This window comes from Pseudohongiella acticola, from assembly GCF_001758195.1.
Lineage (GTDB): Bacteria > Pseudomonadota > Gammaproteobacteria > Pseudomonadales > Pseudohongiellaceae > Pseudohongiella > Pseudohongiella acticola.
Genome location: NZ_MASR01000002.1, coordinates 303,136 through 320,062 on the forward strand (window position 1 = coordinate 303,136; position 16,927 = coordinate 320,062).

The 16,927-nt window shown below is 55.0% G+C and carries 5 protein-coding genes and 1 pseudogene; 2 read left to right on the plus strand and 4 right to left on the minus strand.

Annotated elements, in window-relative coordinates; all coding sequences use genetic code 11:
* Positions 1-60: 60 nt before the first annotated feature.
* The 3 genes from PHACT_RS13725 to PHACT_RS13735 all read right to left on the minus strand — a co-directional run bounded on the left by PHACT_RS13725 (position 61) and on the right by PHACT_RS13735 (position 11,171).
* Positions 61-3,528, minus strand: a complete 3,468-nt coding sequence (locus tag PHACT_RS13725) for a TonB-dependent receptor domain-containing protein (protein WP_083264647.1) — start codon at positions 3,526-3,528, stop codon at positions 61-63.
* Positions 3,529-3,847: 319 nt separating this feature from the next.
* The gene (locus PHACT_RS13730) at positions 3,848-7,327 is read right to left on the minus strand and encodes a TonB-dependent receptor domain-containing protein (protein WP_070118840.1); all 3,480 of its coding nucleotides are present in this window, start codon (positions 7,325-7,327) and stop codon (positions 3,848-3,850) included.
* Positions 7,328-7,739: 412 nt separating this feature from the next.
* Positions 7,740-11,171, minus strand: coding sequence for a TonB-dependent receptor (locus tag PHACT_RS13735; RefSeq protein ID WP_070118841.1), 3,432 nt, complete (start codon positions 11,169-11,171; stop codon positions 7,740-7,742).
* A gap of 387 nt (positions 11,172-11,558) precedes the next feature.
* On the opposite strand from PHACT_RS13735, the gene PHACT_RS13740 reads away from it, so the two are divergent.
* On the plus strand, positions 11,559-12,272 hold the full coding sequence (locus PHACT_RS13740) for a hypothetical protein (RefSeq protein WP_139141584.1): 714 nt from the start codon (positions 11,559-11,561) through the stop codon (positions 12,270-12,272).
* A gap of 66 nt (positions 12,273-12,338) precedes the next feature.
* Positions 12,339-14,519, plus strand: a pseudogene (locus PHACT_RS13745) (YgiQ family radical SAM protein); the annotation flags it as partial.
* A gap of 80 nt (positions 14,520-14,599) precedes the next feature.
* On the opposite strand, the gene PHACT_RS13750 reads toward PHACT_RS13745, so the two are convergent.
* Positions 14,600-16,927: a Tex family protein gene (locus PHACT_RS13750; RefSeq protein WP_070118843.1), complete on the minus strand. Its 2,328-nt coding sequence runs from the start codon at positions 16,925-16,927 to the stop codon at positions 14,600-14,602.

A 16,927-nucleotide genomic window follows, 5' to 3' on the forward strand; every position in this document is an offset into this window, starting at 1 on the left:
ATAAAAAAACGGGGGCTGGTTGTTGGCAACCAGCCCCCGTTTTTTTAGTTCTGTTACAGTCTAGAACTGCATCAGCACACGCGCATACAAGCGCCGTCCACGACCATCAAACTGATAGGCATCGTAGTTCAGCGCACCGCTGTAATGGAATGGCAATTCTGCGTTAAACGCGTCATGCGCACCCACTGTCAGCAGGGTTGTTCCCAGGTTCGGGTTGGCCCACTCATGCATGTAGTTGTACTGCAGATCGATACTGTGGTAACTGTCAATCTCGCGATTAACAATTGAGCGAACATAGTCATTGCCGTTATCAAAGGTATCCTGGTAGGACAGATTGTCATAGGAACCGACAAAGCGATTGATCACGGTGAAGGTATGTTTCAGGCTCGGTGTTGTCCAGCTTAGCGTCAGGTTACCCTTTTTATCAGGCAGCGAGCGCACAAGCAGGCCGTCACCGGTTGTGCCGGCAGCATCAAAGATACCGGTTTCACGCAGCCCCAGTTCCAGACCGGGCACATTGCTCAGTTTGTACTGATTGACATAAGTGAAGTCTGTTGCGATGCGGATGCGGCCCAGATCGGTATCCCACGAATAGGATGCCTTCAAGTCAACACCGTCAGCGGTCACTTCACCCGCGTTGATGGCAGCTGAACTGATCGTCACCAGCGAACCGGTGGTGCTGCCAGCGGAACGCACGACACCATCCACAATATAGGTTCGCGGATCAACAACACAGTCGAGACGTGACATCGGGATTACCTGTCCACCGGCTGTTTTTGAATTTTCCGGATCATCACCCCATTGCGCTGACAGCGCCGCCGGGTCACAGGACTCGTAAGGATCCAGACCAGCATAGGCAGGCGATGGACTGCTGGAAATGGTGCCGTTAAAGACATAATTGTCAGGATTTGCGGCAGCCGCTTCAAATGCAGCAATCTCTGGCCCAATGGCAGAGATACCTGGCTGTGGCATGACCCGGTCTTCAACTTCAAATCGCCAGAAGTCAGCATTGATACTCAGTCCCTGCAACCGACCCTGCGGCGTCCAGATAAAGCCGGCGCTGTAGGTGTTGGCATACTCATTACCAATGTTCGGCGCTGGCGACCCTACTGTGTAGGTGCTTTCCGGTTCAGCATTCTCGTTGGTTGGTGGCACCATGCCTGCCCGCACCGCCTGCGCACTGATCGGATCACGGAAGGTGGTGGAACTGGATTCAAGCCCTTCCAGTTGTACGCCAATATTGGGGGCGCGGAAGGACTGCGAGAACGACCCCCGGAACAGCCAGGAATCGGTCGGACGCCAGCTCAGCGCTACCTTGGGTGTCAGTTCGCCACCAATCTGGCCACCGTAATCCTCGTAGCGCAAGGCGATCTGGGACTCGATGTTGGTGAGAAATGGCAGCGACAGCTCCATGAAAGCAGCGCGCGTGCTGCGCGTGTGATCGTAGTTGAAGATACACTCCGAGCACTCAAAGTTGTTCGACACATAACGGAACTCGTTAGGTACTCCGCCGGGGCCATAGCCCGATATTGCCGTCAGCCCTGGCTGATTCATTTCCGGTGCAATTGATTTGGCATTCTGTTCCCGGTGTTGTACACCGACAGCAAATTGCGAAATGCCGCCTGCCATCTCGAACATCTCACCCGCAAGCACGGCGTCGAAGACACCCAGCTTGTTGCGTTTGTCGGCACGACGAATCGTCGGCAGCATCCAGTCAACCAGTTCCTGCGAATTTGCCAGGCTGGGGTCCGACTGACGCGTCAGGAACGGGTTATAGAACTCGCAACCGCCCTGCCCCTGGTTGTTACTGGTCAGGGCGTAGGACAGAGACTCGTGTGTATTGAACACAAAACCCGGGAAAAACAGCTGCGTCATACTGGCGCCAACAAAATCCCAGGCAGTCGGTATTGCCGGTGATATATGGCCACGTGCACTAAGAAAATCGAAATCAGCAACACCATTGGGCGTACAGTTGGGTCCGCCCAGACCATTGGCGGCGAGGTGGGCGCGGTCGCGCTGGAAGGTTTTGTACTCAAGCTCGAAACTGGTACTGCTCCAGGAATAGCTGACATCGTAATTAAAGCGACGGTTGTCCATGGCAATAAACTCACCTTTCAGACCCGCCTGCACACCCAACGCTTCGGTACGGCTGACCTGGTTACCGCCGCCTTCACGTGGCGAACTGCCAATATTCATATTGGCATAACTGGGCGCGTTAAGACCGCCGTTCCTGATGTCAGTGGGCGCATTGGTGATATCAGCCGCTGTGGGTCTTGCCAGACCAATAGAAGGCGCAAAATAACCCAGCTCCATTGGCTGGCCAATGGAATAACCACCAAAAGCCGGGTTACCGGTATGCGCGCCGGGCTGAGCCAGGAACATGGTTGGCCCGCGGCTGGTGTAGGCACCAGAATCAGAGCGCTCAATGTCACTGCTGGAATACTGGGCAAAGGAATAAAACTCGACTGTATCATTGAAGGCATGGTCAAACGCACCGGCCACACTGTCGCGCTCCATCCCCACATTCAGCAGGTCCCACTGGAAGGTATCCTGACGACAACTTGAACTGGGTTCACCCCGGTCTGCGGTGCGGGTACCCACAAAATACGGGGCACCGTCGGCGGCGGTCAGACTAAAGCACTGAGGATCGGTATAACGTGGTTCGCTGGTACCGCCCTCCGCAATGGCCTGTTGCCTCACGTCTTCATTCAGAAAGGCAGGGTTCACGTTGGAACCGAAGGCAGCATTGACCAATGGCGTACCAAACCCGCCAACAGTCCCGGTAAATTCTGATTTGTCATCAAAATAACGGGCAGCAGTGATTGGTACCGGATCACGGCGGAACATTTCCCCGGACACGACAAAATGAGTTGAGCCGGTGTCATTCGACCAGCCCCAAATGGCGCTGAGCGTTCGATCCTGGTTGCCAATGTCTTTTTCGATGGCCTGAATATCGCCATACAGTTCCAGGCCTTCGAACTGGGTACGCATGATGACGTTGACCACACCGGCCACCGCATCCGAACCGTACAGCGCTGAGCCACCGTCGGTGAGCACTTCAAGGCGCTCCACCATGACCAGCGGAATGGAGTTGATATCAACAAATTCCCCACCCGTTGGCGTTGACGTTGCGGCAGGCGCCATACGCTTGCCGTTAATCAATGTCAGGGTGGAGTTTTCCCCCAGGTTTCTCAGGTTGACGTTGGCCATGCCGGAAACAGCGCCCATTTCAGCCAGGCCGCCATCAGAGCCTTCGTTACTGATGGAACCGGAGTTTACTTCAAGGTTCTTGATGACATCCCAGATCTGGGCTGCGCCCTGGGCTTCGATGGAAGCTCTGTCAACGACCTGCACCGGAGAGGGCGCATCCAGCGGGCTGCCACGCAAGTAGGAACCGGTGACAATGACTTCTTCGACTTCTGCTTCTTGATTGTCCTGCCCATGGACAAGACCAGGCAGGCAGGCTGCACTTGACATGACCCCGGTGAGAACCAGAGCTTTTCTTCGGAATCCAGGCCATTTAGACATGGGTGTTCCCCCTGTGATTATTATTGTTAGAAACGTACTGCTCTACTCTTGATCAGCTAAAGCAACTCGCTACAACTCCGGCGGTGTTTCCTTGCATTGCCGGTACGTCAGGGAATCTGCAAAAACTGTATCTAATTGCAACGGGCAATGCAATCAAATTTGAACGAGCTCACAATTTGGACGTCGGTTTTACGACAGACAACGCTATAACTTTGATAAATAATAACAATCACTAAAACTAATGCTTTTCGTTAAGCCAAAAAAAAGCCCCGCGAACGGGGCCTTCTTTCAGCGTCAATTACCCGCGTGTTTTACATCATCAGAACTGCAGCAATGCCCGGGCATACAAACGACGGCCACGGCCATCGAATACGCCAGCATCGTAATTGATGCTGCCAGACTCACGGTACGAGAGGTCAGCATTGAAGGCGTCCAGTACACCGACAGTGAAGATGGTTGTTCCCAGTGAGGAATTGGCCCACTCATGCGTGTAGTTGTACTGAAGATCGATCGTATGATAGCTATCGATCTTGCGGCTCATCAGAGCGCGTACTTCATCATTTGCGGTCGCAAAGGTGTTCTCATAGGCCAGGTCAGAGTAAGAACCGATAAAGCGCGCAATAATAGACGCACCGTGACCGGTATTACCCATCCAGCCCAGATTGACATTGCCTTTGTTGTCCGGCAATGAACGCACCAGATTGCCATCACCTGTTGTACCAGCTGCGTCAAACACACCTGTTTCCAACAGCCCCAGCTCCAGGCCAGGCACATTTTTTAATGTGTACTGATTAACATGGGTATAGTCCATGCTCAGACGGAATCGGCCCCAGTCGTGGGTCCAGTCGTAGCTGGCTTTCACATCAATACCGTCAGCGATGATCTCGCCGGCGTTGATGGTGCTGAGCTGAGTCGTGGTCAGTGCGCCGGTAGACACACCAAAGGTACGTACCACACCTTCAATCTGGTAAGCCGCCGGATTCACGACGCAGTCCAGACGAGAACCTGCCTGCACGTCACGGAAACCGGTTTCACCACCGGGCGTGCCCTGGGTGTTAGGATCAGTACCGAACTGAGCGGCCAACGCATTGGGATCACACGGCGTCAACTGTTCATAGTTGGCCCATTCACCAGTACGGCTGGACGGGATGGTACCGTTAAGAACGTAGTTTGACGGATCAGCAGCTGCCTGCTGGAACAGCGCCAGTTCGTCACCAATCGCTGAAATACCTGGCTGTGGCAGCACCTTGTCGGTCAGCTCGAAACGCCATGCATCTGCAGTCAAGCTGAAACCTTCAAGACGACCCGCTGGTGTCCAGACAAAACCGGCACTAAAGGTGTCGGCATACTCATTGCCCACATCCGGCGCTGGTCCACCCAGGGTATAGGTAAAGTTCGGCAATGCATTGGCATTGCTGACATCGGCCAGACCGGCACGAACCGCCTGGTTACGCAGCGGATCACGGAAGGTGTTGCTGGATGACTCCAGGCCTTCTTCCACGATGCCGACGTTAGGTGCACGGAATGACTGCGAGAAGGAGCCACGCAGCAACAGAGTATCAATCGGCCGCCAGCTCAGTGCCACCTTGGGGGTGACTTCGCTGCCGATATTGCCGCCGTAATCCTCGTAGCGCAGCGCTATCTGGGTTTCCACGTTTTCAATCAGCGGCAATGACAGCTCACCAAACACAGCAGAGACGTTGCGGTCATTAGTGTAATTAAAGATACACTCCGAGCACTCAAAGTTGTTACTGACATAGTGCGTGGTATTGGGCTCACCGTTAGTGCCCCATTCCAGAATGGCATTGGGCAGGCCCGGCTGGTTCATGGCGGGTGCAATGGAGCTGTTTGTCTGCATACGATACTGGGCGCCCACAGCAAACTGGGCCATACCGCCCTGCAGCTCCAGCAATTCGCCTGACAGCACGGCATCAATCACGCCCAGCTTGTTGCGTTTGTCGGCGCGTTTGACCGTTGGTGCCATCCAGTTCATCAGCTCATCACTGTTGGCCAGCGACGGATCTGTCATCTGGGTCAGGAAGGGGTTGTAGAACTCGCAACCGCCCTGGCCCTGGTTGTTACTGGTCAGTGCCAGAGACAGACTTTCCCGCGTGGTAAATACAAAGCCGGGGAAGAAGGTCTGCGTGTAGCCTTTATAGTAGGCCTGGTTGCTGACATTCCAGATGGTGGGGATGGCGCCGCCAAAGGGGCCGGGCTCATCACGGAAGTTGAAGTCGCTGATGCCATTGGGGGTACAGTTTGGACCGCCCAGGCCATTCACGGCCAGTTCTGCGCGATCACGCTGGAAAGTCTGGTATTCCTGTTCGAAGCTGGTGCCGCTCCAGGAGTAACCCACGTCGTAGTTAAAGCGGCGGTCGTTAAAGGCGTAAAACTCGCCCTTGACACCGGCCTGCACACCCAGCGTTTCCGATTCAGTGATGTTGGTGTTGCCACCCATACGCGGCGTATTGGAATCCTGCACACTGGCGTAGAACGGAACGTTCATGCCGCCATTGGCCAGCGTGTTGGGCGCATTGGGAATGCTGGTCGGGCGCGTCAGGCCAGCTTTGCCGGCATAATAACCCAGCTCTGCTGTCATGCCGATGCCGTAGCCACCAAAGGCCGGGTTACCGGCGTGCGAGCCTGGCGCTGCCAGAAACACGGTAGGACCACGTGAGCCGTGAGCGCCGTCGTCTGAACGTTCGATGGTGGTGTCGGAATACTGGAAGAATGAGTAGAACTCGGCGTGTTCATTAAACGTATGATTGAAGGCGCCGGCGATGCTGTCGCGCTCCATACCAACGCTCATAAAGTTCCACTCTTCGGTGAATTCACGGCAGGTACCGCTGTTGGCACCACGACGGTCAGTACGCGTACCGGTGAAGAAAGGACGGCCATCGGCGGCGGTCAGATCATCACACAAAGGATCGGTCAGAACCGTGTTGGATGATCCGCCTTCAGCTATATTGCGCTGCGTAACGGCCGTGTTGATATAGGCCTGGTTAATTTGTGAACCGAAGGCCGGGTTGGCCATGGTGGCACTGATATTGCCTGCTATACCGCCGACTACGCCGGTGTATTGCGCATTTTCATCATAGAATTTGCCAAATTCCACCGGTACCGGGTCACGGCGGAACATTTCACCGGACAATACAAAGTGGGTATCGCCGCTGTCGCTGGCCCAGCCCCAGATCACGCTGCCTGTTTTATCCTGGCGATCAGTGGCTGTTTCCAGCGCCTGCACATCGCCGTAGACCTCAAGGCCTTCGAACTGGGTACGCATGATGACGTTGACCACGCCGGCCACCGCATCCGAACCATAAAGCGCTGAACCGCCGTCGGTCAGCACTTCGACGCGCTCAACCATCACCAGTGGGATGGTATTGATATCAACGAATTCGCCGCCGCTTCGGGTGACTGTTGCAGCAGATACCTGACGCTTGCCGTTAATCAGTGTCAGGGTAGAGTTCTCACCCAGGTTCCGCAGGTTGACGTTGGCGGTGCCTGACAGGGCCTGGCCTTCGCCTGAACCTTCATTGGTGAATGAACCGGAATTTATTTCGAGGTTTTTGATCACGTCCCAGATCTGGGCCGCGCCTTGTGCTTCAATTGACGCTCTGTCAACGGTGGTCACCGGAGAAGGTGCATCCAATGGCGTGCCCCGAATGTAGGAGCCGGTGACGATAACTTCTTCTAATTCTACTTCTGAGTCCTGAGCAAAAACTGGCAGACAGGCTGCGCCTGATACCACACTGGTCAGCACCAGGGTCTTATTTCGGAAACCAAGCCATTTGGACATGGATATTCCCCCGTGATTATTATTTTTGGAAACGTATGCACTGCTTAGATGCGATTATTAGTGTTTTACAACTCAAGCAACTCAATACTACTCCGGCCCAGACTCCTTTCAGATTGACCGGAACTACAGGGAATCGCTACAAACTGTATCCAATTGAAACGGGCATTGCAATTAAAATTGAACCAGTTCACACATTTTATAAACGGACATCACGCAGCACGGGGTGATATGCCTGGAAGCAGCATAAATACTGGAAATAGAGAACATTTTCCATATTGATAATGGCCCGGTACAGCGCTCATCAAGATTCGCTTTACCGCAAAAAGGTGCCGGGTTGTCGATAAAAAAAAGAAAAGCCCTGCTGACAGGATGTCAACAGGGCTTTTCAATTAGCAAGCTTTGCTGCCGGATATCAGAACTGCAGCAAGGCTCTCGCGTACAGGCGCCGGCCACGACCGTCAAACACCGAGGCGTCATAGTTCAGAGCGCCAGCGTAACGGTATGGCAAGGTTGCATTGAACGCATCCAGTGCACCTATCGTAAAGATGCTGGTACCCAGCCGGCTATCGGCCCATTCATGGGTGTAGCTGTACTGCAGATCGATACTGTTGTAGCTATCCACTTTGTCCTGCACTACTGAGCGTACATAGTCATTACCGTTTTCGAAGGTGTTGCGATACGCCAGGTCTTCATACGATCCGATGAAGCGATTGATCACGGTGACGCTGTGGCGAAGGTCGTGACTGGACCAGTTCAGGGTCAGATTGCCCTTTTTGTCCGGCAGTGAACGCACCAGAATGCCATCACCGGTCGTGCCGGCGGCATCAAACACGCCTGTTTCCAACAATCCAAGCTCCAGCCCGGGCACGTCTTTCAGCGTGTACTGATTAACATAGGTAAAGTCCATGCTGGCGCGGAAGCGCCCCATGTCCATTTCCCAGCCATAACCCAGCTTGAAGTCGAAACCATCAGAAATCACTTCACCCGCATTGATGGTAGAACTGACAATGGTCACCAGCGCACCTTCGGTGCTGCCCTGTGTACGAACCACATTCGGTACCACGTATTCCCGCGGATCGACCACACAATCCAGTCGCGAGCCTTCAATAACCTGCCCGGCTTCATTCTGCGAGGCTTGCGGATCGCTGCCCCACTGTGCTTCCAGAGCGTTGGGATCGCAAGCTACATAGGGCTGCGCAGCATCATTGGCCAATGATGAGTTCAGCACATAGTTGGCCGGATTGGTCGCTGCTGATGCAAATGCATCCAGTTCACCGGAGATTGATGAAATCGCCGGTTGTGGCATCACCCGATCCTTGACCTCAAAGCGCCAGAAGTCTGTCGTCACACTCAGGCCATCCAATACGCCATAGGGAGTCCAGATGAAGCCGGCACTGAAGGTGTTGGCCGATTCATTGCCAACATCAGGCGCTGGTGCACCCACACTGTAGGTGGTGTTGGGTTCAGCGTTGGCGTTGCTCACCGCCGCCAGACCCGCGCGCACAGCCTGGTTGCGCAACGGGTCCCGGAAGGTCACCTGCCCTGCTTCCAGCCCTTCTTCTATCACAGCCAGGTTAGGCGCCCGGAATGACTGCGAGAATGAGCCACGGAACAACAGTTCCTCGATGGGCCGCCAGCTGGCAGCGACCTTGGGCGTCAACTCACCGCCGACTGAACCGCCGTAGTCTTCGTAACGCAAGGCGAACTGCGTCTCTACATTGTTGAGCAACGGCAGCGAGAACTCAGAGAAAATGGCTCGCACATTGCGATCAAGATCATAGTTGAAGATACATTGCGAGCATTCATAGTTATTGCTGACATAGTGCGTCTCATCGACATTGCCGCTGGCATCCCAGCCCAGGATCGCATTAGGCAGCCCCGGATCATTCAGGGTCGGCGCAATGGATTTATTGTTCTGCTGACGGTACTGCACACCCAGCGCAAACTGGGACATGCCACCGGCCATCTCGAACATTTCACCTGCTACTACGGCATCAAATACCGCCAGCTGATTACGCTTATCAGAACGCAACACGGTGGGCGTCATCCAGTCCATCAGGGCCTGGGAATTGCCCAGGTCAGGATCAGTCACCGATGTCAGGAAAGGATTGTAGAACTCGCAGCCGTCCTGACCATGGTTGTTACTGGTCAGTGCCAGCGACAGACTTTCCCTCGTGGTATGTACAAAGCCTGGGAAATATTCCTGGGTAAAGGTGTCGCCCAGGAAATCCCAGAATGTCGGCAGAGCGGGCGACACGGCACCACGCGCGCTTCTGAAATCAAAGTCACTGACCCCATTGGGTGTGCAGTTGGGGCCACCCAGGCCATTGACTGCCAGCTCGGCGCGGTCGCGCTGGAAGGTCTGGTATTCCAGCTCAAAGCTGGTACCACTCCACGACACGCCTACATCATAGTTGAAGCGGCGATCATTCAGCGCATAGAACTCGCCTTTGACACCGGCCTGCAGACCCATGGTTTCGGTGGTATTCATATTGGTGTTGCCACCGCTGCGCGGGAAGTTTCCGGTCTGCACAGTGCCAGACATGGGGACGTTGGGGCCGCCATTGGCCAGTGCAATCGGTGCATTGGGGATGTCGCTGGCCGTTGGACGACTCAGACCCACCGCCGGGGCGAAGTAACCCAGCTCTGCGGTCTGACCAATACCATAGCCGCCCCAGGCGGGGACGCCGGCGTGGGCGCCGGGCTGTGCCAGGAAAAAGCTGGGCCCCCGGGCACTGACATAACCAGAATCTGATCGCTCGATGTCGCTTTGCGACCATTGCGCAAATGAGTAGAATTCAGCGGCCTCGTTAAAACGGTGGCTAAAGGCAGCAGACAGGCTGTCGCGCTCCATGCCAACGGTAAGCAGGCGCCACTGCGCATCTTCTTCCCGACAGCTGCTGCTGGGTTCGCCGCGCTGGGCCGTACGCGTGCCGGTAAACAGCGGAGAACCATCAGCCGACGTCAACTGGGAACACAAAGGGTCTGTGTAACGCAATGCATCGGTACCACCTTCGGCTACGGCCTGATAAATGGCATCCTGATTGATGTAAGCCTGATTCAGACGCGCACCGAACGAACCCTGATTGATCAGCGTGCCAAGCCCGCCCACAACACCGGTAAACTCGGAGCGTTCGTCGTAGAAACGTGCAGCCGTAATCGGCACCGGGTCACGGCGGAATATTTCACCGGCAAGCACCAGATTGGTGTCACCACTGTCATTGGCCCAACCCCAGATGACACTGCCGGTTTTATCATAGCGACTGCCTGCACTTTCGATGTTCTGCACGTCACCGTACAGCTCCAGCCCTTCAAAGTCAGTGCGCATGATAATGTTCACGGCGCCTGCCACGGCATCGGAACCATACAATGCCGAACCACCATCGGTCAGCACTTCCACGCGATCAACCATGACCAGGGGAATGGTGTTGATATCAACAAATTCGCCACCGGATGGTGTGGTAGTAGCAGCAGCGACCTGGCGCTTGCCGTTGACCAATGTCAACGTCGAGTTCTCACCCAGGTTACGCAAATTGATATTGGCAGTGCCAGACAGGTTGCCCAGCGCGGCGTTGCTGCCGTCGGCACCCTCGTTGGAAATGGACCCGGAATTTATCTCCAGGTTCTTGATCACGTCCCAAATCTGTGACGCGCCCTGCGCTTCCATTGACGCTCTGTCCACCGATGTGACTGGTGACGGCGCGTCCAGTGGACTGCCCCGCAGGTAGGAGCCAGTGACAACAACTTCTTCCACTTCTGTTTGCTCAGCGTTCTGAGCATTGTTCTGAGTACTTTGTTGTGCGTACAGGGGCAAACAGGCAACGCTGGATAATACACCTGTCATAACACGGGCTTTATTGATGCTTACAAGCCATCTTGACATGCCAAACCTCACTTAATTTTTCTTATGTAAAATGCCAAATTACGGTTACATGCTGCTTATTTTTCCGATTGATCATGACTTCTCCGTGTATCCGGCCAGCAACAGGCAGAAAAAGACACGCGGAACCTCTATGAAAAACGCTGAAACAATAGCCAATAGACCAGGGTATTGCAAACCGAATAACGCGAACTGAACTCGACTCAACCGTTATTAAAATAAGCAATAATCCGTATCAATCTCATTTATGATACATGCGCACATTGACTGCTTTAACTGCAACGATCTGATATAGTGCATCGACGCTTCCACGGCCTTCCCTTGCAATTAACCCGGCATCCGATGAGATTCATGCTCAAGAAACTGATCAGCCTGACACTGCTTCTGATACTGGTCCCGGTTTTGCTGGTCACCACCGTCATGCCAGCGCTGACCGGGCTGTTCGTGCGCCCTCCAGTGGTTCAGGCATTGCAGCAGGCACAGGCACTCAATATTGACGTGACCCGTGTCCGCTCAGGCTGGTTCAGCAGTGACATACACTTCAACGCCACCAGCAGCATTTTTTCAGATGACGGGCAATCCCCGGTTCAGCAATCGGCGATTTTGCACCTGAACCATGGCCCCATTCTGTGGCATCTGTATGACAGCCCGTTTGCGCTGGCGGATTTTCAGCTATTGCCGGCGCCCGACCATGAACAGAGTCATTTTTCCGGTTCCGGCCTGCTGGTTCTGAGCACACAGGGCGATCTGAGTTTTGACGCCATCGCCGGCTTTACCGCCTTTGCCGGTGATCACTGGCTGGAAACCAGCGCTCGCTGGCCTGCTGCCAAGGCCCTGCAGGGCTGGCGCCCGGTTTTGCCAGAGCTACAGTTATCGCTGGCAATCGATGCCGACGCCACGGCTTTACTGCAGAGCCCTGCCGCAGATGCATTGCGCGTTTATCAGCAACAGGGCTGGGCCCATGTCGCCAATGGACGGGCCCGAAGCACCATTGTGCTGCAAGATGAGCACCTGGATATCAACGGCACTGTCATGCCACTGGGATTATTTCTAGAAAGCCAGTAAATGCTGTAGAATACGGCCCTAATCCATTTCCAACGCACCGGCCTGCCGCCGGAAGGCCCACGCCTGATGCCAACACCTGCCCAGCCCTCAGCAACAAAGACTAAATCCCGGTCGCGACCGGAGACCAGGCCTGATACCAAACCCAGGCACCTGTTCTCCTATCAGCGCTATTGGGCGGAATGTTTTGGCACAGCCCCCTACCTGCCCATGTCACGGGCGGAAATGGATGCCCTGGGCTGGGACAGCTGCGACATCATTATTGTTACCGCCGATGCCTATGTCGACCACCCCAGTTTTGGCATGGCCGTGGTTGGACGTCTGCTGGAGGCACAGGGCTTCCGTGTTGGCATCATCGCCCAGCCTGCCTGGGACAGTGCTGAGCCATTCAAGGCCTTAGGTGAACCCAATCTGTTTTTTGGCGTCACTGGCGGCAATATGGATTCCTTGATCAACCGGTATACGGCCGATCTGCGCATCCGCAACGACGATGCCTACACCCCCAATGCAGAGGCCGGCAAGCGCCCGGATCGCTCCGTCATTGCCTATAGCCAGCGCTGCCGCGAAGCCTATTACAAAACGCCCATTGTCGTGGGCGGCATTGAAGCCAGTCTGCGTCGTATCGCGCAATATGACTATTGGAGCGATCAGGTCCGAAAATCGGTGCTGATAGACGCCAATGCTGACATTCTTTTGTATGGCAACGCCGAACGGGCGTTGGTGGAAATCGCTCACGGTGTCGCCAACGGCCGTACCATCAAGGATCTCAGCAACCTGCGGGGCACCGCTGTGCTGCGCCGTGAAGCCCCCCCCGGATGGACAGAAATCGACTCTACCCGCATCGACTGGCCCGGTCGTATTGACGACATACCAAACCCTTACGATGTGCCCCACGATCAGATCACTGAGCCTGATGCACGTAAAGTCCGTGAGGCCACTGAAGCCAAAGCTGCCACGGATGACGACGTCGCTCCGGTGCGCATCATTCCGCTGCCGCTGCAGCGCAAGTATGAATCCGACCCGGACCGGACCTACATCCGGTTGCCTTCCTATAACAAGGTGAAAAACGATCCGGCACTGTATGCCCATTCGTCACGCGTGTTGCATCAGGAGTCCAATCCTTACAACGCCAAGACGCTGGTACAAAAGCACGACACACTGGATATCTGGGTCAACCCGCCGCCCATTCCGCTGGAAACCGATGAACTGGACGGCGTCTTTGACCTGCCCTATCAGCGTCGGCCGCACCCGGCCTACGGCGATGCGCGGATTCCGGCCTATGACATGATCAAGACCTCCGTCAATATCATGCGCGGCTGTTTTGGCGGCTGTACATTCTGCTCAATTACCGAGCATGAAGGGCGCATCATTCAGAGCCGCTCGGAAGAATCGATTCTGAAAGAAATTGAAAAGATCCGCGATATGGTGCCTGGCTTTACCGGCACGATTTCCGATCTGGGCGGCCCCACCGCCAACATGTACAAACTGAACTGCAAATCGCATGACATCCAGAAGAACTGTAAACGCCTGTCGTGCGTGTACCCGACAATCTGCCAGCACCTGGAAACAGACCACAAACCAACAACCCAGCTTTATCGTAAAGCCCGTGCGATACCAGGCGTCAAGCGTGTCGCCATTGCCTCTGGCTTGCGTTACGATCTGGCGCTGAAGGATCCTGAGTACGTGGAAGAACTGGTGACCCATCACGTCGGGGGTTATTTAAAAATCGCGCCGGAACACAGCGAAGACAAAACGCTGTCGAAGATGATGAAACCCAGCATCAGTTCCTACGATGAATTCAAAAAAATGTTTGATCATTTTTCTGCCAAAGCAGGCAAGAAGCAGTATCTGATTCCCTATTTTATTGCTGCCCACCCGGGCTCCGACAATGAAGATATGATGAACCTCGGCCTGTGGCTGAAGAAACACAAGTTCAAGCCGGATCAGGTGCAGACTTTTTACCCGTCACCGATGGCGCTGGCCACGGCGATGTATTACTCAGGTAAGAATCCGCTGAAGAAAGTGACTTACAAAAGCGAGGCCGTTGGCAGCATCAAGAACATTGAAGACCGCCGCGTGCAGAAAGCCTTCCTGCGTTATCACGACGAAAAGAACTGGCCCATCCTGCGCACCACCTTACGCAAAATGGGTCGCACCGACCTGATCGGTGACGGTTTGCATCAGCTGGTACCGGATGACAAACCGGGCCGCGCACCGCGCCCGGCCAAGTCGCGTCGAAACGCCCGACCGAAGCGTACCCGCGGCCTCTGACAACGAAGTACCAACTTCTGAAAACGTATTCGAGTCAACGGCAGCTCTCGAGTACGTTTTCAGCGTTTATTCTTCAACGCCTGCTCAAACAGCGCCGCCATCGTGCCCGTCTGCCGCTTGTTCTGCGCAGCAGCGGCAAAATCCTTCTTGCGCTTGTTCGATTCCGCTGACGTCGGGCCAGACCGCGAGGGTTTGGCACCGGTTTCGCTTGGCAGTGGGTCATCCAGCCTCATGGTCAATGCAATACGCTTGCGCTCCTTGTCCACCTCCAGCACTTTGACCTTGACGATCTTGCCTGCGCTGACGACGTCATGCGGATCCTTGACGAACTTGTCTGACAGTGCCGAGATATGCACCAGACCGTCCTGATGCACACCGATATCAACAAAGGCACCAAAGTTGGTAACATTGGTTACTGTTCCTTCCAGAACCATGGCCGGCTTCAGATCTGACAGGGTCTCGACGCCGTCCTTCAGCGCGGCAGTCTTGAATTCACCGCGAGGATCACGCCCGGGCTTTTCCAGCTCGCCCAGAATATCTTCCACCGTCGGCAGACCATAAACATCACTGATATAGTCTTTGGCTTTCAATGAGCGCAAAAATGCACTGTCGCCCACCAGGGAACGAACTTCGCGGCCGTGACGGCGGGCAATCTCTTCCACCAGCGGATAGGATTCAGGATGCACAGACGAGGCATCCAGTGGGTTTTCGCTTTCATGAATGCGCAGAAAACCGGCCGCCTGCTCAAAGGTTTTATCACCGAACCTGGGTACTTTTTTCAGGTCATCGCGACTGCGAAACTGGCCATTGCGGTCACGGAACTCCAGAATATTGCCTACCAGTGATTGCGTCAGCCCCGACACTCTTTTTAGCAGCGGAGCCGACGCTGAGTTGACGTCAACGCCAACGGCATTCACACAGTCTTCCACCACGCCATCCAGGCTGCGCGACAGTTTGACCTGGCTGACATCGTGCTGGTACTGCCCGACACCAATCGACTTTGGTTCAATTTTCACCAGCTCTGCCAACGGATCCTGCAGGCGGCGGGCGATGGAAACGGCGCCCCGGATGGTCACATCCAGATCCGGCAATTCGTGCGAGGCAAATTCAGAGGCTGAATACACCGAGGCCCCAGCTTCATTAACCAGCACACGATTAAGCCTGAATTGTGGATGATCTTTGCAGAAATCCGCCACAAACTGATCGGTCTCCCGCGAGGCAGTACCGTTGCCGATGGCAATCAGTTGCACATCGTATTTCTGACACATGGTCTGCAGCACAGCCGCGGCTTCCCTTGTCTTGTTCTGCGGCGCGGTGGGAAAAATCGCGCCATGATCGAGCACCCTGCCAGTGGCATCAACGACACACATTTTAACGCCCGTACGCAAACCCGGGTCCAGACCAATGGTGACTTTTTTGCCGGCCGGTGCCGCCAGTAACAGATCCTTGATATTACGAGCGAACACCTGAATGGCATCTTCCTCTGCCTGATCGCGAAGCTGCGTCAGAAAGTCAGTCTGCAGGTGTGTATGGATCTTGACGCGCCAGGTCCAGCGCACCACTTCCTGTAACCAGGTATCGGCAGCACGGCCTTCGTCAAGCACCTGCCAATGCGAGGCAATCATCACTTCACAACTGTGTTTTACTGGCGGCGCCGACGGATCCACCGGGATATCAACCTTGAGATTGAGAATGCCTTCGTTGCGGGCGCGGAACAACGCCATGACACGGTGTGACGGAATTTTTGTCACGGCTTCGGAGAATTCAAAATAATCGCGATACTTGGCGCCTTCCTGTTCTTTGCCTGGGATCAGCTCGGACGACAGATGCGCCCTGGACCAGAAAAAGTCACGCAATTTACCCAGCAGAGCTGCGTCCTCACCCAACTGTTCAATCAAAATGTGACGGGCTCCGTCCAGTGCCGCCTTGACATCATCAACGCCAAGGTCGGCATTAACGAATGCCTCGGCTTCCTGTTCCGGCACGCGCGTGGGATCGCTGAACAGCAGGTCTGCCAGCGGCTGCAGGCCGGCTTCCCGGGCGATCTGGGCGCGGGTACGGCGCTTGGGCTTGTAAGGCAGGTAGAGATCTTCCAGCGTGGTTTTTGTGTCGGCGGCAGCTATCTGTTGCGCCAGCTCAGGTGTCAATTTTTCCTGCTCGCCAATGCTTTTCAGAATGGCCTCACGGCGATCGTCCAATTCGCGCAGGTACATCAACCGCTCTTGCAGACGGCGCAGCTGAATGTCATCCAGACCACCGGTAACTTCTTTGCGGTAACGCGCAATGAAAGGCACGGTGGCGCCGTCATCCAGCAAGGCCACGGTGGCTGCGACCTGGGCCGGGCGGGCGGCAATTTCTTCAGCGATTTTGTCAAACATGATGCTCAT